Source organism: Nocardioides sp. WJ219 (assembly GCF_058559815.1).
Genome location: NZ_JBZUJV010000013.1, coordinates 98297 through 123444, shown reverse-complemented (window position 1 = coordinate 123444; position 25148 = coordinate 98297). Strand labels below are relative to the sequence as shown.

Sequence of the window (25148 nt, the reverse complement as noted above, 5' to 3'; positions counted from 1 at the left end):
GGCGGTCTCTAGGTCCCAGTGCAACACCTTGATCTGGGGGTGTTGAGGGTGCCGCATGGTGTGGCTGTTGGGGGCGTGGTCCGCGAGGCGTTCTGGGGGTTGCTCAGGGCGGGTGTTCATCCCGATGCCGCGGCGTTGGAGGTGGGTGTGTCGGTGTGGGCTGGGCGTAAGTGGCTGGCTGATGGTGGCGGGGTGATTCCTCCACCTTCACGGGCCGGGCAGCCCGGGCGCCGCTATCACCGTCTGAGCGCGGAGCAGCGCGAGACGATCGGATTGATGTCGGCTGCTGGCCGCGGGGACGCCGAGATCGCGGTGGCCGTGGGCTGTGACCGGTCCACGGTGTGGCGTGAGCGGCGCCGCAACGCCAACGCCGGCGGGGACTATCGTCCCTCCACGGCACAGCGCAAGGCTGAGGCCCGGGCGTCGACCACGCACCGCACGACCTCAAAGCTAGCCACGCCGGGGCCGTTACGTGACTACGTCATCGCCGGGCTGCAGGCGTTGTGGTCACCACAAGAGGTCGCGGCAAGGATCAAGATGGACCACCCCGAAGACCCCGCGATGAGGGTTTGTGCCGAGACGATCTACCAGTCGCTGTTCGTCCAGGCCCGCGGCGGCCTCAAACGCGAGCTGACCGTCCACCTGCGCACCCAACGCCAGCGCCGCACGCCCCGGGCCAGGTCCAGCCACGACGAACGGCGCGGGAAGCTGGTCGAGACGATCCCCATCAGCCAACGCCCCGCCGAGGCCATCGACCGAGCCGTCCCGGGCCACTGGGAGGGCGACCTCATCGTGGGTCGCGACAACGGCTCGGCCATCGGGACCCTGGTCGAGCGCGCCAGCCGCTACGTGCTGCTGATCCACCTGCCCGGACGCCGGACCGCCCAGGCGTTCTACGACGCGATCGTGCCGACCATCAACACCCTGCCCACCGAGCTGAAGCGATCCCTGACCTGGGACAACGGCAAAGAGATGGCCATGCACCGCCAGATCACCCTGGCCACCGACATGGCCGTCTACTTCGCCGACCCCCACTCACCGTGGCAACGCGGCTCGAACGAGAACACCAACGGCCTGCTGCGTCAGTACTTCCCCAAAGGAATCAGCCTGCGCCAGTTCGACCCCGACCACCTCGCCACCGTCGCCCGCCAACTCAACGGCAGACCCCGCCAGACCCTGGACTGGCGAACCCCAGCCGAGACCCTCAATGACATGCTCGGCCGACCGTTCGAACCACCGGTGTTGCGTTAGGACCTAGAGACCGCCCCGGTGCACCGGGGAATCCGCACGCGGTCGGGCCCCGCCAGCCCAGCGGGACCACTTCCCAGGGAAAACCTGAACTTCCCAGGCGATGCATTGCCCGGGAAGTTCAGACTTCCCCGGCCCACCGGTGGAACCTCGACCCCGGGCCAGCAACACCAAGCCCACCAGTCACCCCAGCATCGAACCCCTACCCGCCGGAGCCGGGCACCCCCGCCGCCCGCAGCAGCGCCGCCGGCCCGGGATGGTCCGGCAGGTCGTCGACGAGGACGGGGAGCGGCACCCGCCAGTTGTCGCGCTCGGTGGTGCCGGGCACGTTGGGTCGGCGTTGCTCGGCGACGGCGTCCTCGAGGGCGAACGACAGCAGCAGCGACGGCGCCCGGCCCAGCTGCTCGTACGCCGCCGCGACCGCCTCGGCGGGCGTGGCGGTATCAGGCAGGCCGTCGCGGCGCAGCCGGGTGAGCAGCTCGTCGCGACCGGCGCGGACGTCGTCCTCGGCCATGTCGGAGGCTTCCAGCTGGTCGTCGACGTCGGAGCCGGTCCACAGGCCGGCGACGGTGGGGAGGTCGTGGGTGGTGACGGTGGCGAGCGCGCCGTCGGACCACTTCTCCGGGTCGTCGTCCTCGAACCACAGCACCCGGTAGCCCAGGATGCCGCGGTCGGCGAGCGCCTCGGCGACGCCGTCCTCGACGGTGCCGAGGTCCTCGCCGACTACGACGGCCCGCGCCCGGTGGGACTCCAGGCAGACGATGTCGAGCAGGTCGGCGGCGGGGTAGCGGACGTAGCAGCCGTCCTGGGGGCCGGCGCCCTCCGGGATCCACCAGAGCCGGAACAGGCCCATCACGTGGTCGACGCGCAGCCCGCCCGCGCCGGCGATGGTCGCGCGCACCGTCTGCACGAACGGCTCGTAGTCGGCCGCCCGGAGCTGCCAGGGCACGAACGGCGGCGAGCCCCAGTCCTGCCCGACGGTGTTGAGGGCGTCGGGCGGCGCACCGACGGTGACGCCGCCGGCCAGCACCTCCTGCCACACCCACGCGTCGGCGCCGCCGCCGGAGACCCCGATCGGCAGGTCCTGGATCACGGTGAGGTCGCCGCTGGCCTCGCGCAGCTGCCCGGCCAGCAGCCACTGCAGCCAGGCGTGGAAGGTCACCTCGTCGGCGTGCTCCTCGGCGTGGCGTCGTACGGCGTCGCCGTGCGGGTCGCGGAGCTCCGCCGGCCAGGTGTGCCAGTCGGCGCCGTGCTCGGCGGCCAGCACCGACCAGGTGGCGAAGTCCTCGAGCGGACGCCCGACCTCGCGTTGCCAGGCCTCGAAGACGTCGGAGCCATCGGAGGCGTCGGCGTCGTCGCGGGTCGCGAACGCCGTCCGCAGCACGGCCATCTTGTGGGTCCAGGCGGCGTCGCGGTCGATGCCCTCGATCGGCACCTCGGGCTGCTCGTCGACCCGCAGGTAGACCGGGTTGCGGAAGCGCCGGCTCGCCGGCAGGTAGGGGCTGGTCTCCAGCGGCAGCACGGGCGCGACGGCGTGCAGCGGGTTGACGACGAGGAACCCGCCGCCGAGGTGCTCGGTCCACTCCCGCAGCGCCCGCAGGTCGCCCAGGTCACCGACGCCGGCGCTGGTGGTGGAGCGGGCGGCGTACAGCTGCACCGCCCAGCCCCACACCTGCGCGGGCGGGGTCCAGCAGCGGCCGGGGGAGACGATCAGGCGGCGCTGGTGGCCGTCGTCGGTGTGGAGGTCGTGGTAGCCGAACGGCAGGTCGTCGGGCACCACGTCGTCGAGGCGGGCGGTGCCGCCGTCCTCGAGCCGGACCTCCCCGACCAGGCCGGTACGCCGGCCCCGCCGGGTCACCACCGGCGCCGTGCGCTCGAGGTCGGCGGGCGGGTCGCCCATCACGGCCAGCACGCGCTCGACCGTGGCGTCGGGCACCCGGTGCGGCTGGTCGTCGGCGTCGAGCCACTCGCGCTGGACCACGTCGCCGCGGTCGTCGGGCGGCGTCATCCGATCGAGACCTCCCACGTCTCGATCAGGCTGCGCACGTAGGCCTTGGCCGACTCGCGCTCAGCGAGGTCGGTCCACTGCGCCGCCCACGCGTCGTCGGCCAGCACCGTGCCCAGGGCCGCGGAGGCGTCGTCGGCGAGGTCGGCGTCGGGCGTCACCGGCGGCGTGGCCGGGCCCTCCAGGGGCTCGGCCACGCCAGGGACGCCCGCGACGAACCACGCGGCCGCGGCGACGACGGCACCGGGCTCGTCGGCCCGGCGCAGCGTCTCCGCCGCGAACGCCACCGGGTCGGCCGCGGCGTCGAGCTCGTCGCCCCACGCCGAGGCCTCGTCGTTCTGGAACGGACCGGGTCCCCAGACAGCCATGGCCCCACGGTGCCCACCAGCCGCCCGTCGATGGCTCCCCTGATCGGGTGGGATTCGACCGGGCGTGCGGCGGGTACCGACCGCGCGGTAGTAAGTAGGAAGCCCGCCGTGATGTCGACCCCCAGGAGCCCTGCATGAGCACCCGTCGCCGCGTCATCCACGCCACGCCCCAGCAGGTCTGGGACGTCCTGGCCGACGGGTGGCTCTACCCCGTCTGGGTGGTGGGTGCCTCGCGGATGCGCGAGGTCGACGACCGCTGGCCCGAGGTCGGCAGCAAGCTGCACCACTCCGTGGGCGTCTGGCCGGCGCTGATCGACGACAACACCGAGGTGCTCGAGGCGAAGGCGCCGTCCCTGCTCCGGTTGCGCGCCCGCGGGTGGCCGATGGGCGAGGCCGAGGTGGTGCTGCGGATCGCCGCGCACGCCGACGGTTCCGAGGTCTCGATCACCGAGGACGTCGTCGCCGGCCCGGGCACGCTGATGCCCAAGCCCTTGCGCGACCCGCAGATCGGGATCCGCAACGTCGAGACCCTGCACCGGCTCGCGTACATCGCCGAGAACCGCCGCCTGCCCGTGCGATGACGTCCTACGACGCGGTCGTCATCGGCGCCGGGCCCAACGGCCTGGTCTCCGCCAACCACCTCGCCGACGCCGGCTGGTCGGTCCTCGTCGTCGAGGCGCAGGACGAGGTCGGCGGCGGGGTCCGCAGCGACCGCGAGCTGCACCCCGACTTCGTGCACGACACCTTCAGCGCGTTCTACCCGCTGGCCCCGCTGTCGGCCGGGCTGCGGCCGCTGGAGCTGGAGAAGCACGGGCTGGTGTGGGAGCACGCCCCGGCCGTCCTGGGGCACGCGCTGCCCGACGGCCGGTGGGCCACCCTGCACCGCGACCGGGACGTCACGGCCCGGCTGATGGAGGAGCAGCACCCCGGCGACGGCGAGGCGTGGCTCGCCCTGTGCGCGACGTGGGACCGGGTCGGCGACGGCATCGTCGAGGGCCTGACCTCGCCGTTCCCGCCCGTGCGCGCCGGGGCCAAGCTGCTGCCGCGGCTGCGGGCGGCCGGCGGCCTCGACCTGGTGCGGATGCTGCTGACCCCGGCGTCCGCGATCGGCCGGCACCGCTTCGGCGGCGACGCCGCCGGCCTGCTGATCAGCGGCAACGCCGGGCACGCCGACATCCCGATCGGCGCGCCGGGATCGGGCCTGTTCGGGCTGCTGCTCACGATGCTCGGCCAGACGGTCGGCTTCCCGGTGCCTCGCGGCGGGGCGGGCGAGCTCTCCGCCGTCCTCCGCCGGCGGTTCGAGGCCCTCGGCGGCGAGGTGGTCACCGGCACCAAGGTCACCTCGGTCGTCGTCGAGCGGGGGCGGGCGCGCGGGGTCGTCACCGAGCACGGCACCCGGCACGACGCGCGTCGTGCGGTCATCGCCGACGTCTCCGCGCTGCACCTGTTCGGCGGCGGCGGAGGCTGGACCGGCATGGTCGCGCCCGAGCACGTCCCGCGCCGGGTGCGCCGGGGCATGGAGTCCTTCGAGCTCGACCCCGGCACCGTCAAGGTCGACTGGGCGCTGTCCGGGCCTGTCCCGTGGGCGTCGCCCCCGCCGTACGCCGCCGGGACCGTGCACGTCGCCGACTCCGTCGACGAGCTGTCCCTGTCGCTGGCGAAGGTGGCGGCGCACACCGTCCCCGCCGACCCCTTCCTGCTCACCGGGCAGATGACGACCAGCGACCCGACCCGCTCGCCCGCTGGCACCGAGTCGTTCTGGGCCTACACCCACGTCCCGCAGGCCGATGCGCCCGTGACCGACGAGCTGGGCGAGATCACCGGTCGGTGGGACCACGACGACTGCGAGCGGTTCGGGGACCGGATCCAGGCCCGGCTCGAGCGACTGGCCCCGGGCTTCGGCTCACGGGTGCTGGCCCGCCGCGTGATGGGTCCCCGCGAGCTGGAGGAGCGCAACGCCAGCCTGGTCGGCGGCTCGCTCAACGGCGGCACCGCGCAGCTGCACCAGGAGCTGGTCCTGCGCCCGGTGCCGGGCCTGCTCGGTCGACCCGAGACGGGGGTGCCCGGGCTCTACCTCGGCTCCTCCTCGGCCCACCCCGGCGGCGGCGTGCACGGCTCGCCGGGCCACAACGCGGCGCGGGCAGCGCTCCTGCACGACCGTATTCACCTTCGTAGGTGAGGGTCGGTCCGGTGGTGGGGGGCACCGGGTGGAACCACCGAATGGAGGAACCATGACTGACACTCCCACAACGGAGAAGGCCCAGGCCGCGGCTTCGACCGCTGCCGACGAAGGCAAGCACGTGGCCGGCGTCGCCCAGGGCGAGGCAGCCAAGGTCGCGACCGAGGCCAAGGACCAGGCCAAGTCGCTGGTCGGCGAGGCGCGTACCCAGGTCACCACGCAGGCGACCGACCAGACCCGCCAGCAGCGGGACAAGCTGGTCGGCACGCTCGGCACGCTCGGCGACGACCTGCACCAGATGGCCGACCAGAGCCAGGGCGGCCTCGCTGCCGACGTGGCCCGCGAGGTCGCCAACCACACCCGCTCGCTGACCAGCTACCTCGACGGCCGTGAGCCCATCGACCTGCTGGACGACGTCCGCGACTTCGCGCGTCGTCGTCCGGGCCTGTTCCTGGTGGGCGCCCTCGCCGCCGGCGTCGTCGCCGGTCGCGTGGCCCGCGGTGTCAAGGATGCCGACAGCACGCCGTCGGGCTCGCTGCCCTCGCAGCCGGCGCCGATGTACGGCGCCCCGCCGCCGTACGCGCCGCCCGTGCCGACCACGCCGCCGCCGGTGACCCCGGCGACGACCGCGGTGCCGGGGGGCTACGACCCGGAGACGCCGCTGTACGACCCGGCGCCCGCGTCTGACCCGCTGGCACCCACCACGCCGCCGCCGTCGAGCCCGCCGAACTACTCGCAGGGACCGCTGTGACGACCGCAGACCCCTACGGCGGCAGCAGCGGGGCACACCCCGTCACGTCGCCGGGTGACACCGGCGGCACGCACAGCACCGAGACGCGGAGCCTGGGCGAGATCGTCGGCGAGGTGACCAGCGACCTCAGCGACCTGTTCAAGGCCGAGGTCGAGCTGGCGAAGGTCGAGCTCAAGCAGGAGGCCACCAAGGCCGGCAAGGGCGCGGGCATGCTCGCGGCCGCCGGCGTCGGTGCGCTGTTGCTGCTCGTGTTCCTCTCGCTCACGCTGATGTTCCTCATCGACGAGCAAGTACCGACCTGGGTGGCCGCACTCATCGTCACCCTGCTGTGGGCCGTCATCACCGCCGTCCTGGCGATGGTGGGTCGCAAGAAGCTGAAGCAGGCCAACCCGCAGCTGCCGCAGACGCAGCAGACCCTGAAGGAGGATGCGCAATGGGCGAAAGCACAACGGAGCTGACCAACGACATCGAGGAGAGCCGCAGCCGACTGGGTGCCCACCTGGACGAGCTGCAGGACAAGGTGAGCCCGGCCGCGATCGCGGACCGCAAGAAGCAGGCCGCCAAGTCCCGCATCCTCGGCGTGAAGGAGAAGGCCCTCGGCACCGCCCGGTCCGCCGGCGACTCCGCCAGCGGCACCGCCAGCGGGATGGGCGACACCGTCTCCGGCAAGGCCTCCGACGCGGCCGACACGGCGAAGGACCAGTACCAGGGCGCGCCCCTGGCTGCCGGCGTCGCGGCGTTCGGTCTCGGCATGGTGGTCGCGGCCCTGATCCCCGCGACCCGCGCCGAGCAGCGTGCCGCCGTGCAGGTCAAGGACACCGTGCAGGAGCAGGCGCAGCCCCTCGTGGACGATGTCAAGCAGGCCGCGGCCGAGGCTGGCCAGACCCTCAAGGAGAGCGCCACCGAGTCGGTCCAGCAGGTCAAGTCGACCGGCACCGACGCGGTCTCCACGGTCACCGAGGAGGGTCGCTCGTCCGCGGAGAACGTCCGCTCCGAGACGACCAGCTGACGCACCCCGTTCCACCACGACCGAGGCCCCCGCCGCACCACGGCGGGGGCCTTTGTCGCGTCCGGGCGTCGTACGACGTCCGTCACCGACGGTGGTCTGACGCCGACGGTGGTCGGGGAAGCCGGCCACGCCCGTCTCGAGACCGCAGGGTGCCTCGGCTCGCCGGGTCTCGACTCGGGCTCGCTGGCGCTTGCCCGGCTCGACCAGCGTGGGTCGCCGACGTGGCGTCGTACGACGGCTGGGTAGCACCTGCCGTCACTGACGGTGGTCGAGGAGGCCGGCCACGGCCGTCTCGAGACCGCAGGGTGCCTCGGCTCGCCGGGTCTCGACTCGGGCTCGCTGGCGCTCGCCCGGCTCGACCAGCGTGAGGGGTGTGGTCTCGAGACGGGCCTAGCGGCCCTCCTCGACCAGCGTGGGTCGCCGACGGGGCGTCGTACGACGACTGATCACCGACGGTGGTCGAGCCGCGGGGACGAAGTCTCCGCGAGTCGAGACCCCCGCAGGATCGGGACCAGCGTGCGTCGCCAGGTGGTGGACGACGAAGAACCCCCGAGCCGTGCGGCTCGGGGGTTCGTCGTCGGTGCGGGGAGGTCAGGCGCGGACGGCGCGGTCGACCTTGTCGTGGTAGCGGTGCCCGACCTTGCCGCCGAGGAGCGCGGCCAGGAGGGTGAGCAGGATGACGGCGGCGGCGGCGATGAGCGCGCCCCAGCCGACCTCGTCCTCGCCGAGGGGCAGGCTGGGCAGGTTGACCCGGTCGAGGATGTTGTACTGGCTGCCGAACAGCACGCCCAGGCCGACGGCCAGCAGCGAGACGACCAGGCCGATCAGCCAGACGCCCAGGCCCTGGCGGCCGCCGTCGAAGCGCGACATGCGGCCGGCGACGTAGCCGCCGGCGTAGTAGCCGATCGCGAGCACGACGAGCAGCACCGCGGCCGAGACGATGCCGATGGTGCCGGCCTGCCGCTCGGCCTCGGTGCGGGTGATGTCGGCGTTCGAGCCGATGGCGCTGGCGATGGCGCCGATGATGCTGGTCAGCAGGATGCTGACGGCGATCGCGACCAGCCACCCGAAGAAGCAGGCACCCCAGTTGAACCCGCCGAAGCGGTCCCGGGCGGCGGCGTCGGAGCGGGTCGTGGTGGTGCGCGACCCCGTGTCGTGGTGGCCACCGTCGTGGTGGGTGCTGTCGCCGGCGACGGGCGTGGCGCCGGTGCTGCGGGGCTCACGCCTGCTCATCGGGAACCACCAGCCGCACGGGCCAGGACGCCGCGCTTGACCTCCGCGGGGCGCTGCTGCTCCCCGGCGTAGGCGCTGATCACGACGAGGGCGCCGGTGACGGCGGGGATGACCCACTGGAGGCGGCGCAGCTTGCGCTGGGCCTTGGCCACCTTGGGCGGGGTCGCGGCCACCGGGTCGGTGCCGGAGGCGGCGGGGACGTCCTCGTGCGCCGAGACGACGCGGCCCAGGCGCCGGGCCCGGGCCGTCAGCAGGAGGGCGGCGACGGTGAGCCCGGTCTTGGCGGTCGCCATCGCGCCGACGCCCTCCTGGGCGGCGAGGCGGTCCTGGTTGCCGGCGACCTGGCCGACGCTGCCGGCCAGGTGGGCGCCGATGGCGAGCGCGTTGACCGGCGTCCACCGGTCCCAACCGGTGTTGGCGACGGCGCCGGTGCCGGAGGCGGTGTCTGCCTGGGCGGCGGCCGGGTTGAGGGCGACGGCGTTGGCGAGGGTGCCGCCGAACCAGGCCGCGAGGCCGAGGTCGTGCATCGAGCGGGACACGGTCTGGGTGGTCATCAGTGCTCCTGGTGGGTGGGGATGGGTGAGACGTGGTCGGTACGACGTCGACGCGACGGCCAGCGCCCGTTGGGCACCGAGAGCCGCAGCACCTTGTGCCAGGCGCTCGCGACCTGCTGCGGCAGCGGCGCCGCGTGGTAGCGCAGGCCGTGCCGGTCGAAGACGGCCCGTACCTGCGGGGCGATCGTGCGGTAGCGGTTGCTGGGCAGGTCGGGGAAGAGGTGGTGCTCGATCTGGTGGGAGAGGTTGCCGGCGAGCAGGTGCAGCAGCGGCGACCCGGAGATGTTGGCGGAGCCGAGCATCTGGCGCAGGTACCACTCGCCGCGGCTCTCGTCGTCGGGCAGCGACGTCTCGGCGAACGTCTCGACCCCCTCGGGGAAGTGGCCGCACATGATCACCGAGTGGCTCCAGATGTTGCGCGCCAGGCTGGCCACCAGGGCGCCGGTGAGCGCGGCCCGCCATCCGCGACCGGCGAGCAGCGGCAGCACCACGAAGTCCTTGGCCAGCCGGCTCCGGGCCCGGACGAGCAGCTCGCGCAGGTCGCCGCGCTGCTCCTCGGTCAGCCCCTCGCCCGAGCGCATCGCCTCGCCGAGACCGAGGTCGTAGGCGGCGATGCCGTACTCGAAGACGCAGGCGTTGACGAGGTTGAGCAGCGGCTGGGCGAGGTGGCGGGGCTGCCACTCCTGGTCCTCGTCGACGCGCAGGATGCCGTAGCCGAGGTCGTTGTCGTGGCCGAGCACGTTGGTGTAGGCGTGGTGGGTCACGTTGTGGGCGCGCTGCCACTGGCCGGGGGGCGTGAGGTAGTCCCACTCCCAGGTCTGGGAGTGGATCTTGGGGTCGCGCATCCAGTCCCACTGGCCGTGCAGGACGTTGTGGCCGATCTCCATGTTGTCGACCACCTTGGCCAGCGCCAGGGCGGTGGTCCCGGCGACCCACGCCCATCGGCGTCGTCCGCCGACGACCAGCAGCGCCCGGCCGCCGAGGTCGAGCAGCTGCTGCGCGCGGATCACCCGCCGGATGTACGCCGCGTCCGCGTCGCCGCGCGAGTCGAGCACCGACTGGCGGATCTGGTCGAGCTCGCGCCCGATCTCCTCGACGTCGTCGGGGCGCAGGTGGCGGGCCTGGTTGTCGGACTTGTGCTGCAGGGCAGTCATGGAGGACCTCGTCGTACGGGTGGGGGAACTCCTCCGGTACCCCCGGGACGTGCGCGGACCCACGTCACAGGGGTGAGCGGATCGCCCGGGCCACGCCTCACCCGCGAGTGGCGTGCCCCGGGAGACGCCGGGCTGGTTGGGTGGTGGGCATGGACGAGCAGCACCGCACCCGCGCCGGAGCCGGAGCCGGGGTCGCGCGTGGCGTCGGCGCCGCCGTGGCGACGGTGATCGGTGGCCTCAGCCGGGTCCGCCCGGCCGACAAGCCGATGCACCCGCGGGGCGTGGTGCTCGACGGCGTGCTGCGCCGCCGCGGCGGTGCCGGGTCGGGGGCGGCGTTCCTCGACGAGCCGGGCGACGACGACGTGCTGGTGCGGTGGTCGCGCTCGGTGGGCCTGCCGGCGCCGTGGCCCGACGTGGGCGGGCTCGCGATCCGGGTGCCGACCCCCGGCGGGCCGCACCCGCACACCGACGTGCTGATGTCGTCGACCGGGCAGGGCGCGCTGACGCGATACGTCCTGCGACCCACGACCCACGAGCACGGCCCGTTCCTCTGCACGCTGCTGCCCTTCCGCTCGCCGAGCGGTCCGGTGCACCTCGGGGTCCGGCCGCTCGACGGCGGCCGGCACGCGCTGCTGTGGGCCCGGCCGCGGTCGGGCTGGACGGCGTTCGCCGACCTCGAGCTGGGCGACGTACCCGGGCGCGACCTCGACCTGACCTTTGACGCCGTCGCCGGCGGCCCGCCGGGTCTCGAGGTCTACGAGTGGCACCGGCTGCTGCGCGGTCCGTCGTACGCCGCCGCGCGGCGGGCGCGGGGCGCCGTGTCGCCGTACGAGACCGACGCGGGCTGAGCCCGGCTACGGGGACGGGCGGTCGAGGTCGGTGCGGCGCACGATCGCCTGCGCCGGCACCCAGCGCTGCTGCACGTAGGGACCGCCCTCCTGCGCGCCGAGGTGCGCGACCACGACCCAGCCGACCCAGCGGCCGGTCCGGTCCTGCTCCCAGCCGAGCAGCAGCCCGGGCGCCCGGCGATCGCCCCACACCTGCACGTCGCTCACCCAGACGTGCTCGGCGCGAGGGTGCATGGGTGCACGTTAGAACATGTGTTCGAAGACCGCGGCAGCGGTTGACCCAGGACGGCGGCCCGACGGCGTGCCCGCGCCGACCAGCCGACCAGCCGGCGAGCTCGGCATCGGGGGCCGGTCGACGATGAACAAGGGTGAGCTGGTCGAGGCGTTGCGCGGCCACTGACGCGCGTCGGTCTGGCGGCCCGGTGCAGGGTTACCCGGTGCACCGGGTAATCCTGCGCCCGCGCCCGAGAAGTCCGCGGTGCCCGACCGGGCCAGCGGGTACCCCGTCGGATGACCTCGCTGAGCGACCAGGACCTCGACGACCTCGGTGGCCGCCTGAGCGTCCTGACGATGCAGAAGCGCGAGCACGTGCAGCTCGACCTGCTCCTGCACGCCGTGGCCGCCACCAGCGGCGCCGACCAGGACACCGCGCTGCGCGCGGTGCACCGCCTCGTCTTCCCGCACGCGTTCGCCGAGGAGACGGTGCTGTGGCCGATGCTGCGCCGGCACCTGCCCGACGGTGAGCAGCTGACCCTGCAGGTCGAGGAGGAGCACCAGGAGGTCAACGAGATCGTCACCGAGCTCGAGGACCTGGCCTCCGACGGCCCCGACGAGCCCCGGCGGTCCCGGCTGCTCGACCGGCTGTTCGAGGTGCTGCGCGAGGACGTCCGCGACGAGGAGGACGAGCTGTTCCTGCGTCTCCAGGCGACCGTCAGCCCGGCGGACCTGCGCCGCTACGGCGTGGCGTGGTGGCTGGTGCGGCACGCCGCGCCGACCCGGCCGCACCCCGTGGTGTCACGCCGCCCGCCAGGCAACGCGCTGGCGGCCCTGCCGCTGACCGTGCTCGACCGCAGCCGTGACCGCCTCGACGCCTGGGCGCAGCGCGGCGGCCCCGGTGCCGGCGCCGCCGTCGCGCTCAGCCGCGGTGCGGCCGGTCTCGCCGGACGCGTGGAGCAGGTGGGCGTGCTGCGGCGCGGTGAGCGCGCCAGCACCCACCGCCCCTAGGGCGTCGAGCCGTCGCCGTACGACGGCTCGGGCCGCGGTCGCGGCCAGCACCAGGCCGGCCACGGCGTACGCCGCCGGCTCGGCCGTGGCGACGCCGGTGCCGAGGCTGCCCGCGGCGAGCGCGAGCTGGAGCGGGGCGGTGGTCATGGGGTCTCCTAGGTCAGGACGAGCAGGGCCGAGCCGACGACGATGGCCGGCACGGTGGTGATGACGGTGGCGAGCAGCGCCGAGCGGTGCTCGAGCGCGAGCAGCGGCAGCAGCGCGTCGCCGTCCTGGCTGATCGTGTTGGCCACCAGCGTGGGCAGCGGCATGCCGCCGGCCAGGAAGATCCCCGCGAAGACGATCTGGATCGCGCAGCCCGGGATGAGTCCCACGAGGGCGCCGACCACGACGCCGGCGAACCCGAGGAGCGGGAGCTGGGAGCCGTCGAAGCCGGTCAGGGTGCTGAGCACCGACCAGGCGACGTAGGCGACGCCCACCCACACGGTCACGAACGCGATCTCGTGGGCGCCGTCGCGCAGCACCTCGCGCATCGAGACCGGCGGCGCCCCGGTGTCGTCGGCGAGCTTGCCGCGCCCGTGGGCGAACACCACGACGCAGGCGGTCGCCCCGATCGCGCCGAGCACGAGGTAGGCGACGTCGGGGGCCATCAGCTGGAAGGTGACCGGCACGCTGACGCAGGCGCCGGCGACCAGCGCCAGCCACAGCGCGAGCGGGACGGCCCCGATGGCGCTGATCGCGCCGTCCGGCGGGGGAGTGGGTACGTCGGCGACGGCGGCACCGCCGCCGGGTGCCGCCGGGCCCGGGGCACCGGCCGAGCCGGCCATCACGAGCGCCGGGACGCGCTGCGCGGCGACCAGGTCGACGCGTCGCCGCGGGGCGATGCCGAGTGCGTCGACGGCGTAGCCGGTGGCCGCGCCGGTGAGCAGGAGCAGCCCCTTGAGCTGCACCGTGAGCAGGGGGTCGCCGGCCAGCAGCACCCAGGACGCGTCGCCCATGGTGGCCACCAGGGCGGCGATGGCGGCGCCGAAGCTGACCGCCCCCCGGGCGTAGAGGGCCATCACGATGATGGCGCCCCCGCACCCGGGAGGCACGGTCAACGCAGCTGCCGCGAGGGGGGCGAGGCGCTGGTGCCGCACGAGGAAGGCGTCCAGCCGGTCGCCGTACCTCCAGCGGGCCCAGCCGAACGGGGCGACGAGCAGGGCGACGAACACGCCGACCTGCATGAACGCGTCGGCGACCGGACGGATCAGCACCTCGACCATGGCGGGGTCAGTCGTCCTTGCCGGGGGTGATGGCCTCCTTGGCCTTGGAGGCCAGGTTCTGCGCGCCCTGCAGCATGCCGCCCGCGGCGGTGCCCGGCTTGCCGGGACCGTGCGAGCCGTCGTACGTCGCGAACAGCAGCGGGTCGGGGGCCGGCAGCTCCTGGACGTCGTCGGTGAGCGCCCGGCCCTGCTCGAAGCGGATGTCGCCGTCGCCGGTCAGCGAGGCGCCCTGGGCCCAGCGACCCTCGTTGGCGGTGCTGCCCTCGTGGAAGGAGTAGAAGACCGAGGCCTGCTCGGAGGCCTCCTCGTCCTTGCGCGAGTCCTCGAAGCCGTCGGTGTGGCCGTCCTCGATGAGCTGCTCGATGCCGAGGAGCCACTGCTGCTGGTGGAAGGTGTCGCGCGCCAGGGCGAACGACAGCGTCTCCTTGACGCCCGGGTCGTCGGTCATCCCGATCAGCCGGGCGACCTGCAGCCGGCCCTGGGCCTCGGCCGCGACGTTGTGGCGGAAGTCGGCGAGCAGGTTGCCGCTGGCCACGATGTAGCCGGCGTTCCACGGCACGCCCATGCTGTTGGTCGGCATCGCGAACCCGCCGCTGACGATCGCCTGCTGCGGGTTCATCCCGCCGAGGATGGCGGCCAGCGCGGGGTTGGCGGCGGCGGCCTCGGCCTGGGTCTCCGACGGCGCGCCCTCGAGGAGCCGGGCCAGCAGCGTCGTGAGCATCTCGACGTGGCCGATCTCCTCGGTGCCGATGTCGAGGATCATGTCCTTGTACTTGCCGGGCGTGCGGCAGGCCCAGCCCTGCCACAGGTACTGCATCATCACGGTCATCTCGCCGAACTGGCCGCCGATCACCTCCTGCAGCTTGGCGGCGTACAGGGCGTCGGGGCGCTCGGGCTTGGCGCTCCACTGGAGCTCCTTGGTGTGCCGGTACATGGGTCCTCCTGAGGACGGTTGCTGCGTGGACTCCGCCACCGTGGCGGTACGTCGTCGCCCGGCCGTGGGCGCGCAAATCGCCCCCGCGTGCGTCGGGCCGTGGCGGGCGGGAGGGCGCCGCCGTGGCCGGCGTGTCCCGGGGTCGTCACCTCACCCGTGACGGTGGCGTCGCAACGCCGTCGCGCAACCTGCATAAGCGGTCAACGGCTGGTCACCGGACGTCATCACCACCGAGCCGAGAGGCGCCATGACGACATCGCCCGCACCCAGCTGTCGGATCGTGCTCCTCGGCGGGTTCGAGGTCTGCTTCGACGGCGAGCCGTTGGTCACGGCGGCTGCCGGACAGCGGTTGCTCGCGGTGCTGGCCGTGCTGCACCGCCGTGGCCGGGCCCCCCGCCAGGCGCTGGCCGAGCGGCTGTGGCCCGACCAGGCGAGCGAGCGGGCGGCCGCCCAGCTGCGCTCGGTGCTGTGGCGCCTGCCGCGCCCCCGCGGACGGTCGTTCGTCGTCGCCGACGCGACGTCGGTGCGGCTCTCCGACGACGTCTCGGCCGACCTGTGGGAGGCCGAGGAGACCGCGGGCCGCCCGTTCGGCGAGGACGACGACGTCCCCGGCGCCGACGAGCTGGCGCTGCTCGGCCGCGACCTGCTCCCGACCTGGCACGACCCGTGGGTCACCGTGGAGCAGGAGGCGTTCCGCCAGCGCCGGCTGCACGCGCTGGAGCGCGCCGCGACCGCGCTGCGCAGCCACGGCCGCTACAACGACGCGCTGAGCGTCGCGCTCGCGGCCGTGCAGAGCGAGCCGCTGCGCGAGAGCGCCCACCGCAGCGTGATCGAGGTGCACCTGCTCGAGGGCAACCACGCCGAGGCGCTGCGGCAGTTCCACAGCTACCGCCAGCTGATCGCCACCGAGCTCGGCCTCCCGCCGTCCCCCGCGATCCGCCGCCTGGTCGGCCCCCTGCTCGGCCGCCCCGTCGACCGCTGAGGGTCGACCGGCTCGACCAGCGTGGGTCGGTGACCGACGGTGGTTGAGGAGGTTGCGCTGGCAACCGTCTCGAAACCACCGCCCGAGGGTGCGCACCTCGCGGGGTCTCGAGACGGGCCTGGCGGCCCTCCTCGACCAGCGTGGGTCGTCGGTGGTCGAGCAGGGTGCCTTCCCTCGCCGGGTCTCGACTCGGGCTCGCTGGCGCTCGCCCGGCTCGACCAGCGTGGGTCGGTGACCGCCGGTAGTTGAGGAGGTTGCGCTGGCAACCGTCTCGAAACCACCACCCGAGGGTGCCTTCCCTCGCCGGGTCTCGACCCGGGCTCGACCAGCGTGCGTCGCCGGCGATGGTCGGGACCGATCTCGGTGACCCACCCGGAAGGGTGAGAAACCGGGGACTCCACCGTGGGTACTGACATCCGTGATCGTCACCTCGTTCGCGCGCCCGCGCACGCTCACCGTGGCCTCGGTACCCGCTGGCCACGTGTACGTCCGCCACCTCTCGCCCGAGGACGGCAGCGGCCCGGTGCGGCTGCCGGACCCGCCGCCCGTCGGCGTCCGCCCGGTCGCCGCGCAGTGGTGGCCGCCGGCGATGCTCGACCCGGGCTGGATCGACGGCCACGCCGGTGAGTTCGACCTCTTCCACCTGCACTTCGGCTTCGACGCCCTCGACCCCGCCGACCTGCGCCGGATCGTGGCCGCGCTGCGGCGCCACGACGTGCCGCTCGTCTACACCGTCCACGACCTGCGCAACCCCCACCACCCCGACCGTGCGGCGCACGACGCCCAGCTCGACGTCCTGGTCCCGGCCGCTGACCAGGTCGTCACCCTCACGCCCGGGGCCGCGGCCGAGATCGCCGCCCGGTGGGGCCGGGAGGCGGTCGTGCTGCCGCACCCGCACGTCGTACCCCTGGAGGAGGTGCGGAGCGTCCGGGCGGGGGGCGAGCGACCGTTCCGGGTCGGGCTGCACCTGAAGAGCCTGCGGCCGTCGATGGCGCCCGAGCGCGTGGTGCCCACGCTGGTGGAGGCCGTCGCCGACCTCCCGGACGCGGTGCTGCAGGTGAACGCCCACCGGGACGTGCTGGACCCCCGCGGCGACCGGTACGACGCCGCGCTGGCCGGGCTGCTGCGCGACCACGCCGACGCCGGGAGGATCGACCTGCGGGTCCACGACTACCTCTCCGACCGCGACCTGCACACCTACCTCGGCTCGCTCGACGTCTCGGTGCTGCCCTACAGGTTCGGCACCCACTCGGGGTGGCTGGAGATGTGCCGCGACCTCGGCACCACCGTCGTGGCACCGACCTGCGGCTACTTCGCCGAGCAGGGGCCGGTGCTGACCTACGTCCACGACGAGGACGACTACGACGCCGCGACGCTGACCCACGCCGTACGACGTGCCTGGTCCGAGCGCCCCGACCTCTCCGCGAGCGTGGAGGAACGGCGCCGGCAGCGGCAGGTCGTGGCCGAGGGCCACGACCGCGTCTACCGTGCGGCCGTCGGTGCGCGCGAGGACGCCAGGTGAGGATCTGCCTGGTCGCGTCGAGCAGGTACCCGATCATCGAGCCGTTCGCGGGGGGCCTGGAGGCGATGACGCACGGCCTGGCGAGCGAGCTCGTCCGGCGGGGCCACGACGTCACCCTGTTCGCGGCCGTCGGCTCCGACCCGACCCTGCCGGTCGACCTGTTCACCCCGGCGTCGTTCGTGGTGAGCGAGTCGGCGATGACCGACCAGAGCGCGCCGTCGACCACCTGGCTCGCCGAGCACCACGCCTACCTCGACCTGATGCTGCGCCTGGCGCGCACGGGTGCCGACCACTTCGACGTCGTGCACAACAACAGCCTGCACCACCTGCCGGTCGCGATGGCCTCGGCGCTCGCCGTACCGGTGCTGACGACGCTGCACACCCCGCCGCTGCCCTTCGTGGAGTCGGCGATCCACCTGGGCCCCGAGGCGTCGACGTTCGTCGCGGTCAGCGACTTCACCGCCGGCGCCTGGGCCCACGTGGTCAGCAGCGACGTCGTGCGCAACGGCATCGACCTCGACCGCTGGCGGTTCGGCCACGGCGGCGGACCCGCGGTGTGGTCGGGCCGGCTGGTGCCGGAGAAGGCGCCGCACGAGGCGATCGACGCCTGCCGTCGCGCGGGGGTGCCGCTCGTGCTCGTCGGGCCGGCGCACGACCGGGAGTACTACGCCCGCACGATCGAGCCCCGGCTCGGCAGCGGCATCGAGTACCGCGGCCACCTCGACCACCGCGAGCTCGCCCACCTGCTGCGGGCCGCGTCGGTGGCGGTGGTGACGCCCGCGTGGGACGAGCCCTACGGACTGGTGGCGTCCGAGGCGATGGCCTCCGGCACGCCCGTCGCCGGCTACGCACGGGGCGCGCTCCCCGAGGTGGTCGGCCCCGAGGGCGGGGTGCTGGTGCCGCCCGGCGACGTCGACGCGCTGGCGCAGGCCGTGCGCACCGCACGCCGTCTCGACCGCGTCGCCGTACGACGGCACGCCGAGCTGACCTGCTCGATCGAGCGCATGGTCGACGACTACGAGCGCTGCTACGCCGCCGTCGTCGACGGCGTGGTGGCGGCGTGACCGGACCAGTCGTCGGCTACTACGTGCACCACGTGGGTCGCGGCCACCTGCACCGGGCGACCGCGCTCGCGGCCCACCTGGCGGCGTCCGGTGGTGCCTCGGTGACCGGGCTGTCGTCGCTGCCGCGACCCGCCGACTGGGTGGGGGAGTGGGTCGGGCTGGCCCGCGACGACGACGGCCCGGCGACGGGTCCGACGACGAGCCCGACCGCCGGGGGACGGCTGCACTGGGCGCCGCTCCGGAACGACGGGCTGCGGTCGCGCACGGCGGCGTTCTCGGCGTGGATCGAGGCCGCGCGTCCCGACGTGGTGGTGGTCGACGTCTCGGTCGAGATGGTGCTGCTGGCGCGCCTGCACGGCGTCCCGGTCGTCTCGGTGGTGCTGCCGGGGGTGCGCGACGACGACGCCCACGGGCTCGGCCTCGAGGTCGCCGACGCGCTCGTCGCGTTCTGGCCGGCCGAGGCACGCGGCATGCTGCGCGGCGTCGCCCAGGAGGTCCGCGAACGCCTGGTCTGCGTCGGTGGGCTGTCGCGGTTCCAGGTCGTCACCGGTGGCCCGCCCGCGACGCCCGGACGCCGCGCGCTGCTGATGACCGGCGCCGGCGGGCACGACGAGCCGCCGGCCGCGACCGGTGCCTGGGAGTGGACCTCCATCGGCGGCGACCACTGGGTCGAGGACCCCTCGCGGCTGCTCCGCGGGGCCCACGTGGTGGTCACGCACGCCGGGCAGAACGCGATCGCCGAGGTCGCCGCGGCGCGGCGGCCCGCGGTCGTCGTACCGCAGGAGCGGCCGCACGAGGAGCAACGCACCACCGCCACCGAGCTGCGCGACGGCGGCTGGCCGGTCGTGGTGCTCGACGCCTGGCCGACCGACGACGAGGCCCTCGACAAGGCCGCGCTGCTCGACGGGTCGCGGTGGGCCGACTGGTGCGACGGGAGAGCGGTCGAGCGGTTCGCGGCCGTCGTCGACGACGTGGGCCGCGGCCGGTGAGCGCGGTGCCCCGCGTCGGCGTCGTCACCATCGCGCGCGGCCGGCGGCACCACCTGGCCGGTCAGCACCGGACGCTGGCGCTGGGCCGGCGCCGGCCCGACCTCTACGCGTGCGTGGCGATGGGCGACCGCGAGATCGACGTCGCCGACGACCACGGGCTGCGCCGTGACGTCGTCCGGGTCGACGTACCGGCCGAGGGGCTGCCGCTCGCGGCCGCCCGCAACCGCGGTGTCGAGCACCTCGTCGAGCGCGGTGCCGAGGTGGTGGTGCTCCTCGACGTCGACTGCCTCGCGGGCTTCTCGCTCGTGGCGGCGTACGCCGACGCGGCCGCCGCCCACCCCGACCGGCTGTGGTCCGGTCCGGTCACCTACCTGGAGCCCGGCGTGACCGTCGACCACCCGGCCGAGCTGGCCGCCCTCGACGCCCCGCACCCGGCCCGGCCTGCCCCCGGTCCGGGGGAGGCCGTCGTCTCGACCCGGCCCGAGCTGTTCTGGTCGCTCTCGTTCGCGACCACCCCGGCCACCTGGGAGCGGATCGGCGGCTTCCACGAGGGCTACGTCGGCTACGGCGGCGAGGACACCGACCTCGCACGCCAGGCCGGGGCGGCCGGCGTCGAGTCGTGGTGGCTCGGCTCGGCCCGCGCCTACCACCAGCACCACCCGGTCAGCTCACCGCCGGTCGAGCACCTCGACGCCATCCTGCGCAACGGCCGGCTCTACCACCGCCGCTGGGGCGAGTGGCCGATGGCCGGGTGGCTGGCGGCGTTCGAGGAGCGCGGGCTGGTCCGCCGGTCCGGCGACGACTGGGTGCTGGTGGCGCGGGACTGACGTGCTGGCGGCCGGCCTCGAGGCTGGTGTCGTTGCCGCGCGATCGCGCGGGAACGGCAGATCGGGGGGGCGGTGGATGTGTCGTTGCCGTTCGATCGCGCGGGAATGGCAGTTCGGGGGGCGGTGGATGTGTCGTTGCCGTTCGATCGCGCGGGAATGGCAGTTCGGGGGGCGGTGGATGTGTCGTTGCCGTTCGATCGCGCGGGAACGACAGGTCGCCCACCCGACGCCGAGAGCCACACCCACCCACCCACCCACCCGCCGCGACGGTCGGACGCTCAGCGCAGGGCGGGGAGGACGTCGCGGGCGTAGGCCTCGATCATCGGGAGGGCGTGCGGGCCCATGGGGGCGACGTAGACCTCGTCGTAGCCGGCGTCGACGTAGGAGCGGAGCAGCGCGGTGTGCTCCTCGGGGTCGGGGCCGGCGACGACGCCCTCGGCGACCTGCTCGCGGGTGACGAGCTCGCTGGCCTGCTCGATGTGGCGCACCGACGGCAGCACCTGGTTGAGCTCGCCGGGGAGGAACTGCTGGCGCCACAGCCGGTCGGCGTGGTCGATGCCCTCCTCCTTCGTCGGGGCGTACGCCGCCTTGCACCCGGCCTGCGTCGGCTTGCCGCCGGAGGCCTCCTTGAACCGGCTCACCACGTCGGCGTCGGGCGCCGTGCCGCAGTAGCCGTCGCCGATGCGGGCGGCCACCTCGAGGGCCTTGGGCGCGAACGCGCTGACGTAGACCGGGACCGGCTCGTCGGGGAGCGTGTAGATGCGGGCGTTCTGGACCTCGTAGTGGGGGCCGGCCTCGGTGACGAAGTCGCCCTCCCACAGCCGCCGCATCAGCGCGACCGACTCCTCGAGCCGCTCCATCCGCACGTCGAACGACGGCCACGCGTCGCCGAGCACGTGCTCGTTGAGCGCTTCGCCGGTGCCGACGCCGAGCCGGAACCGTCCGCCGAGCTGCACCGCCGCCGTCGCCGCGGCCTGGGCCACGATGGCCGGGTGGATGCGGGTGGTCGGGCAGGTGACCGCCGTGGTCACCGGCAGCGAGCACGCCTGGCTCAGCGCACCGATGACGCCCCACACGAAGGCCGACTGCCCCTGCTCGTCGTTCCAGGGGTGGAAGTGGTCGCTGACCCACAGCGCCTCGAAGCCGGCCCGCTCGGCCGCGACGGCCTGCTCGACCAGCTCGGCGGGGGTGAACTCCTCGCAGGACAGGAACCAGCCGTACGTCGTCATGCGCCCCCGGTGCCCACTCGCGCCGCGGGTACCGGTGGGCCCCCACGCGCCCAGAGGGGTGAACGCCGCCCCGTCCTCGCTGGGCACCGGGGAGGTAGACCTCAGCACGACCGACGAGAAGGAGAGCCGATGAGAGCCGTCACCTGGCAGGGCCGCAACGACATGCAGGTCACCGACGTACCGGACGCCCGGATCGAGGAGCCGACCGACGTGGTCGTCCGGATCACCTCGACCGGTCTGTGCGGCTCGGACCTGCACCTGTACGACCCGCTCACCCCGTTCATGACTCCCGGCGACGTCGTCGGCCACGAGCCGATGGGCGTCATCGAGGAGGTCGGTCCCGAGGTGCAGAGCCTCAAGCCCGGCGACCGGGTCGTCGTCCCGTTCAACGTCTCGTGCGGCACCTGCTGGACCTGCTCGCGCGGGCTCCACAGCCAGTGCGAGACCACCCAGAACCGCGACCAGGGCACCGGCGCCTCGCTGTTCGGCTACTCCAAGCTCTACGGCCAGGTGCCCGGCGGCCAGGCCGAGGCGCTGCGGGTGCCGTTCGGCGACACGCTGCCGATCAAGGTGCCGGACGGCCGGCCCGACGAGCGGTTCCTCTACCTCTCCGACGTGCTGCCGACCGCGTGGCAGGCCGTCGAGTACGCCGACACCCCCGAGGGCGGCACGCTGCTGGTGATGGGCGCCGGGCCGATCGGCGACATGTGCGCGCGGATCGCCAAGCACCGCGGCCTGCGGGTCATCGCCGTCGACTCCGTGCGTGAGCGCCTCGCCCGGGTCACCGCCCGCGGCGGCGAGACGATCGACACCAACGAGGTCGACGCCGACGACGTGCCCGACCGCGTGCGCGAGCTCACCGACGGCCGCGGTGCCGACGCGGTGATCGACGCCGTCGGCATGGAGGCCCACGGGTCGCCCGTCGCGGAGGCCGCGCAGAAGTCGCTGCGGTTCCTGCCCAAGAAGCTGCAGGAGGTGGCGATGCGCAACACCGGCTCCGACCGTCTCGACGCGCTCTACACCGCCTTCGAGGCCGTCCGCCGCGGCGGCACCGTCTCGATCTCGGGCGTGTACGGCGGCGCCGCGTCGCCGATGCCGATGCTCCAGCTCTTCGACAAGCAGCTGCAGCTGCGCATGGGCCAGGCCAACGTGCACCGCTGGAGCGACGACATCCTTGATCTCCTCCAGCGCGACGAGGACGTTCTCGGCGTCGAGGGCTTCGCCACCCACCAGCTCCCGCTCGACGACGCCCCCGAGGCGTACCGGAAGTTCCGGGACAAGGAGGACGGCATGGTCAAGGTGGTCTTCAAGCCCTGACCGCAGGCTGACCGCACCCGACCGCACCCGACGCCGGCCTCGACCCCAACCCCTGGGGGCGAGGCCGGCGTCGCGCGGTGCGTGCCAAGATCCAGCATGACGCCAGCCGCGCCCCTCAGCCTCCGCCGCCCCAAGGTGCTCGCCATCATCCAGGCCGGAGGCGCGGGGTCGCGGATGGACGTGCTGACCAGGGAGCGGGCCAAGCCGGCCCTGCCGTTCGCCGGCGTCTTCCAACTCGTCGACTTCCCGCTGTCCAACCTCGCGCACAGCGGCGTCGAGCACGTGTGGCTCTCGGTGCAGTTCCAGGCCGCGACCATGGCCGAGCAGGTCGCCAACGGCCGGCCGTGGAACCTCGACCGCAACGACGGTGGCCTCCGGCTGCTGATGCCGCAGCAGGGCACCGGCAGCATGGACGAGGACGGCTTCGCCCTCGGCAACGCCGACGAGCTCTACCGGGTGCGCGACCAGGTCAAGCAGTTCGATCCCGACGTGCTGCTGGTGCTCAGCGCCGACCACGTCTACCGGCTCGACCTCGCCGACGTCGTGGAGGCCCACCTCGCAGGCGAGGCCGAGTGCACGGTCGTCACCACGACGGTCCCGGTCGCCGACGCCTCCGACCACGCGGTCGTGACCACCGACGACGACGGCCGGGTGACCGCGCTGGACTACAAGCCCGAGGACCCCGACCACGGCGTGGTCGCGACCGAGGTCTTCGCCTACGACCCGGGCGCCCTGATCGAGGTGCTCGAGACCCTGCACCGCGAGCTCGGTCCCGACGCCGACGCGGGCGACACCGGGATCGGTGACTTCGGTGACCACCTGGTGCCACGGATGATCGAGCGTGGCCGCACCCTCGCCTTCGCGCTGCCGGGCTACTGGCGCGACCTCGGCCAGCCGCACCTCTACCTGCGCGCCCACCGCGACATGCTGCTCGACGGCCAGGACGTGCTCGGTGTCGAGGGCTGGCCGATCCTGAGCCACCAGCCCCAGCGGGCGCCCGCGCGGGTGCTCGAGGGCGCGGTCGTCGCCGACAGCCTGGTCAGCCCCGGCGCCACCGTCGCCGGCACCGTCCGGCGCAGCGTGCTCGGGCCGGGGGTCGTGGTCGAGGCCGGGGCCGAGGTCGTCGACAGCGTCGTCTTCGCCGACACCGTGGTCCGGGCCGGTGCGCAGGTGCACCGCAGCGTGGTCGACACCGACTGCGAGATCGGGGCGGACGCCGTCGTCGGGTCGGCCGACGCCGACCTCGACGACTCCGACGCGATCACCCTGGTCGGCCGCACCTGCGTGGTGCCGGCGGGGGCCGTCGTACCGGCGGGGGGCCGGCTGGATCCCGGCACCACGGGCGCCCCCGACCGGTGAGGGGTCCCGCCTCCCACGTGGCAGGCGCCACCGGGCACCCGGGAGTGGCGCCAAGTCGCCTAGACCGATAGACATAGGTCGTCGCGCCGCTGCGGCCGTGCACCCGGTCGTGGCGGCGCGCACCCGCCGCGCGTCCTCAGGCGGGACAGGTGGTCGCGAGGTAGCCGTCGAGCACCGCCGGGTCGCCCGGCGCGCCCGAGGGCACCTCGGTGGGCCCGCCGGCCCCGGCCAGGGCGCCCGACACGAGCTCCCGCAGGCTGGTCAGGCCGCTGTCGTCGAGGCCGAGCGGCTGACCCAGCTCGAGCAGCGCGACCCCCTCGCGCACCAGCACGTCGGCGGTCGCGTCGCCTGGCCCGGCGACGTACTGGGTGTTGGCCTCGACGAACGCCCGGAACTGCAGGCACCACGTCTGGGGATCGGGCCGGACGGAGGGGGTGGTCGTGATGGCGAGGCTCGGGGTCGTCGCGTCGTCGGTGGGCGTCCGGCCGTCGTCGGCGGTGCCGAGGGCCAGGACGGCCACGACGACCCCGGCGACCAGGACGAGTGGTACCAGCACGGTCGCCACGGCACGTCCCTGGAGCTTGGCCACGTCCCGAGGCTATCGAGCGCCCCTGGCGTCCCGTCCGCAGTGGTCGTCGAGCCAGGAGACGAGGGCGTCGGCGTGCGCCTGGTCGGTGACCGAGGCCGGGCGGCCGGCGCTCAGCAGCTGCTGGGGCGTCGGCTCGTCGGGCAGGGCGAGGAACAGGTCGGTGAAGAAGACGAGCCCGGCCAGGGCCTGTCCGTCGAGGCCGGTCGTGCGCTCGCCCACCTCCCGGGTCCGGGTCGCCGCCGCGCGCAGGTCGGTCATCGTGGTCTCGTAGGTGCCCTCGACCACTTCGTCGCGGAGCACCGCCATCCGGTCCAGTGAGCGGCACAACCGACCGGCCGGCACCGAGGCGGTCCCGCCGTCGTCGCGGTCGGTGCCGGCCCGGGGGTCGCCGACGAGCACCACCAGGACGACCAGTCCGGCCAGGAACCCCGTGACCAGCCGGCGATCACCGGGCGACCAGGAGGACGACGTCACGGCCGTGAGGCTACGTCGCGCGAG

Annotated in this window: 26 protein-coding genes; 15 read left to right on the top strand and 11 right to left on the bottom strand. The window is 74.1% G+C overall.

Annotated elements, in window-relative coordinates:
- Positions 1-48: 48 nt before the first annotated feature.
- Entirely contained in the window at positions 49-1251 is a 1203-nt protein-coding gene (locus AC4MBH_RS22925) for an IS30 family transposase (RefSeq protein ID WP_491793048.1), read from the top strand.
- Between the two features lie 199 nt (positions 1252-1450).
- On the opposite strand, the gene malQ is transcribed toward AC4MBH_RS22925, so the two are convergent.
- Complete coding sequence (gene malQ, locus AC4MBH_RS22920; RefSeq protein WP_491797728.1) at positions 1451-3256, bottom strand: 4-alpha-glucanotransferase; 1806 nt, start codon at positions 3254-3256, stop codon at positions 1451-1453.
- Positions 3253-3621, bottom strand: coding sequence for a DUF4259 domain-containing protein (locus AC4MBH_RS22915; protein ID WP_491797727.1), 369 nt, complete (start codon positions 3619-3621; stop codon positions 3253-3255). Before AC4MBH_RS22915 ends, malQ begins: the two co-directional genes overlap by 4 nt.
- A gap of 134 nt (positions 3622-3755) precedes the next feature.
- Here AC4MBH_RS22915 and AC4MBH_RS22910 point away from each other — a divergent pair, with 134 nt between their 5' ends.
- From AC4MBH_RS22910 to AC4MBH_RS22890, 5 genes are read left to right on the top strand one after another with little or no spacing between them, the layout of a single operon-like run.
- Positions 3756-4202: an SRPBCC family protein gene (locus AC4MBH_RS22910; protein ID WP_491797726.1), complete on the top strand. Its 447-nt coding sequence runs from the start codon at positions 3756-3758 to the stop codon at positions 4200-4202.
- Complete coding sequence (locus tag AC4MBH_RS22905; protein WP_491797725.1) at positions 4199-5800, top strand: phytoene desaturase family protein; 1602 nt, start codon at positions 4199-4201, stop codon at positions 5798-5800. The genes AC4MBH_RS22910 and AC4MBH_RS22905 overlap by 4 nt, the downstream gene beginning before the upstream one ends.
- A gap of 52 nt (positions 5801-5852) precedes the next feature.
- On the top strand, positions 5853-6551 hold the full coding sequence (locus AC4MBH_RS22900; RefSeq protein ID WP_491797724.1) for a hypothetical protein: 699 nt from the start codon (positions 5853-5855) through the stop codon (positions 6549-6551).
- Entirely contained in the window at positions 6548-7009 is a 462-nt protein-coding gene (locus AC4MBH_RS22895) for a phage holin family protein (protein WP_491797723.1), read from the top strand. Before AC4MBH_RS22900 ends, AC4MBH_RS22895 begins: the two co-directional genes overlap by 4 nt.
- The gene (locus AC4MBH_RS22890; protein WP_491797722.1) at positions 6985-7560 is read left to right on the top strand and encodes a DUF3618 domain-containing protein; all 576 of its coding nucleotides are present in this window, start codon (positions 6985-6987) and stop codon (positions 7558-7560) included. The genes AC4MBH_RS22895 and AC4MBH_RS22890 overlap by 25 nt, the downstream gene beginning before the upstream one ends.
- 591 nt (positions 7561-8151) lie before the next feature.
- On the opposite strand, the gene AC4MBH_RS22885 is transcribed toward AC4MBH_RS22890, so the two are convergent.
- Genes AC4MBH_RS22885 through AC4MBH_RS22875 form a run of 3 tightly spaced genes read right to left on the bottom strand, consistent with a single transcriptional unit; the run spans position 8152 to position 10501 of the window.
- Positions 8152-8793 (bottom strand): hypothetical protein, encoded by a 642-nt coding sequence (locus tag AC4MBH_RS22885; RefSeq protein WP_491797721.1) that lies wholly within the window; start codon positions 8791-8793, stop codon positions 8152-8154.
- On the bottom strand, positions 8790-9347 hold the full coding sequence (locus tag AC4MBH_RS22880; protein WP_491797720.1) for a hypothetical protein: 558 nt from the start codon (positions 9345-9347) through the stop codon (positions 8790-8792). Before AC4MBH_RS22880 ends, AC4MBH_RS22885 begins: the two co-directional genes overlap by 4 nt.
- Positions 9347-10501: a fatty acid desaturase family protein gene (locus AC4MBH_RS22875; RefSeq protein WP_491797719.1), complete on the bottom strand. Its 1155-nt coding sequence runs from the start codon at positions 10499-10501 to the stop codon at positions 9347-9349. Before AC4MBH_RS22875 ends, AC4MBH_RS22880 begins: the two co-directional genes overlap by 1 nt.
- 149 nt (positions 10502-10650) lie before the next feature.
- Between AC4MBH_RS22875 and AC4MBH_RS22870 the strand changes: the two genes are divergently transcribed.
- The gene (locus AC4MBH_RS22870; protein WP_491797718.1) at positions 10651-11349 is read left to right on the top strand and encodes a hypothetical protein; all 699 of its coding nucleotides are present in this window, start codon (positions 10651-10653) and stop codon (positions 11347-11349) included.
- Positions 11350-11355: 6 nt separating this feature from the next.
- On the opposite strand, the gene AC4MBH_RS22865 is transcribed toward AC4MBH_RS22870, so the two are convergent.
- On the bottom strand, positions 11356-11583 hold the full coding sequence (locus tag AC4MBH_RS22865) for a hypothetical protein (RefSeq protein ID WP_491797717.1): 228 nt from the start codon (positions 11581-11583) through the stop codon (positions 11356-11358).
- A 276-nt stretch (positions 11584-11859) separates the two neighbouring features.
- Here AC4MBH_RS22865 and AC4MBH_RS22860 point away from each other — a divergent pair, with 276 nt between their 5' ends.
- Positions 11860-12573, top strand: a complete 714-nt coding sequence (locus AC4MBH_RS22860; protein ID WP_491797716.1) for a hemerythrin domain-containing protein — start codon at positions 11860-11862, stop codon at positions 12571-12573.
- Between the two features lie 155 nt (positions 12574-12728).
- Here AC4MBH_RS22860 and AC4MBH_RS22855 read toward each other — a convergent pair whose 3' ends face one another.
- Both AC4MBH_RS22855 and AC4MBH_RS22850 read right to left on the bottom strand, forming a co-directional pair.
- Entirely contained in the window at positions 12729-13838 is a 1110-nt protein-coding gene (locus tag AC4MBH_RS22855) for a putative manganese transporter (protein WP_491797715.1), read from the bottom strand.
- Between the two features lie 7 nt (positions 13839-13845).
- The gene (locus tag AC4MBH_RS22850; protein ID WP_491797714.1) at positions 13846-14772 is read right to left on the bottom strand and encodes a manganese catalase; all 927 of its coding nucleotides are present in this window, start codon (positions 14770-14772) and stop codon (positions 13846-13848) included.
- Between the two features lie 247 nt (positions 14773-15019).
- On the opposite strand from AC4MBH_RS22850, the gene AC4MBH_RS22845 reads away from it, so the two are divergent.
- The 5 genes from AC4MBH_RS22845 (at position 15020) to AC4MBH_RS22825 (ending at position 20156) form a co-directional block, all read left to right on the top strand.
- Positions 15020-15754 (top strand): AfsR/SARP family transcriptional regulator, encoded by a 735-nt coding sequence (locus tag AC4MBH_RS22845; protein ID WP_491797713.1) that lies wholly within the window; start codon positions 15020-15022, stop codon positions 15752-15754.
- A gap of 418 nt (positions 15755-16172) precedes the next feature.
- A complete protein-coding gene (locus tag AC4MBH_RS22840; RefSeq protein ID WP_491797712.1) occupies positions 16173-17276 on the top strand; it encodes a glycosyltransferase family protein in 1104 nt (367 codons plus the stop codon).
- The gene (locus tag AC4MBH_RS22835; RefSeq protein ID WP_491797711.1) at positions 17273-18340 is read left to right on the top strand and encodes a glycosyltransferase family 4 protein; all 1068 of its coding nucleotides are present in this window, start codon (positions 17273-17275) and stop codon (positions 18338-18340) included. Before AC4MBH_RS22840 ends, AC4MBH_RS22835 begins: the two co-directional genes overlap by 4 nt.
- Positions 18337-19329 carry a glycosyltransferase gene (locus AC4MBH_RS22830; protein WP_491797710.1) on the top strand — a complete coding sequence of 331 codons (993 nt, stop codon included), beginning with the start codon at positions 18337-18339 and terminating at the stop codon, positions 19327-19329. The genes AC4MBH_RS22835 and AC4MBH_RS22830 overlap by 4 nt, the downstream gene beginning before the upstream one ends.
- On the top strand, positions 19326-20156 hold the full coding sequence (locus AC4MBH_RS22825; protein ID WP_491797709.1) for a glycosyltransferase family 2 protein: 831 nt from the start codon (positions 19326-19328) through the stop codon (positions 20154-20156). Before AC4MBH_RS22830 ends, AC4MBH_RS22825 begins: the two co-directional genes overlap by 4 nt.
- A gap of 278 nt (positions 20157-20434) precedes the next feature.
- On the opposite strand, the gene AC4MBH_RS22820 is transcribed toward AC4MBH_RS22825, so the two are convergent.
- The gene (locus AC4MBH_RS22820; RefSeq protein ID WP_491797708.1) at positions 20435-21385 is read right to left on the bottom strand and encodes a TIGR03557 family F420-dependent LLM class oxidoreductase; all 951 of its coding nucleotides are present in this window, start codon (positions 21383-21385) and stop codon (positions 20435-20437) included.
- A 129-nt stretch (positions 21386-21514) separates the two neighbouring features.
- Between AC4MBH_RS22820 and AC4MBH_RS22815 the strand changes: the two genes are divergently transcribed.
- Together AC4MBH_RS22815 and AC4MBH_RS22810 are read left to right on the top strand one after the other, a co-directional pair.
- Positions 21515-22702, top strand: a complete 1188-nt coding sequence (locus AC4MBH_RS22815; RefSeq protein WP_491797707.1) for a zinc-dependent alcohol dehydrogenase — start codon at positions 21515-21517, stop codon at positions 22700-22702.
- A 96-nt stretch (positions 22703-22798) separates the two neighbouring features.
- Positions 22799-24061, top strand: coding sequence for a glucose-1-phosphate adenylyltransferase family protein (locus AC4MBH_RS22810; RefSeq protein ID WP_491797706.1), 1263 nt, complete (start codon positions 22799-22801; stop codon positions 24059-24061).
- 136 nt (positions 24062-24197) lie between these two features.
- Here AC4MBH_RS22810 and AC4MBH_RS22805 read toward each other — a convergent pair whose 3' ends face one another.
- Positions 24198-24650, bottom strand: coding sequence for a hypothetical protein (locus AC4MBH_RS22805; protein ID WP_491797705.1), 453 nt, complete (start codon positions 24648-24650; stop codon positions 24198-24200).
- Between the two features lie 9 nt (positions 24651-24659).
- Positions 24660-25124, bottom strand: a complete 465-nt coding sequence (locus AC4MBH_RS22800; protein ID WP_491797704.1) for a hypothetical protein — start codon at positions 25122-25124, stop codon at positions 24660-24662.
- Positions 25125-25148: the final 24 nt, after the last annotated feature.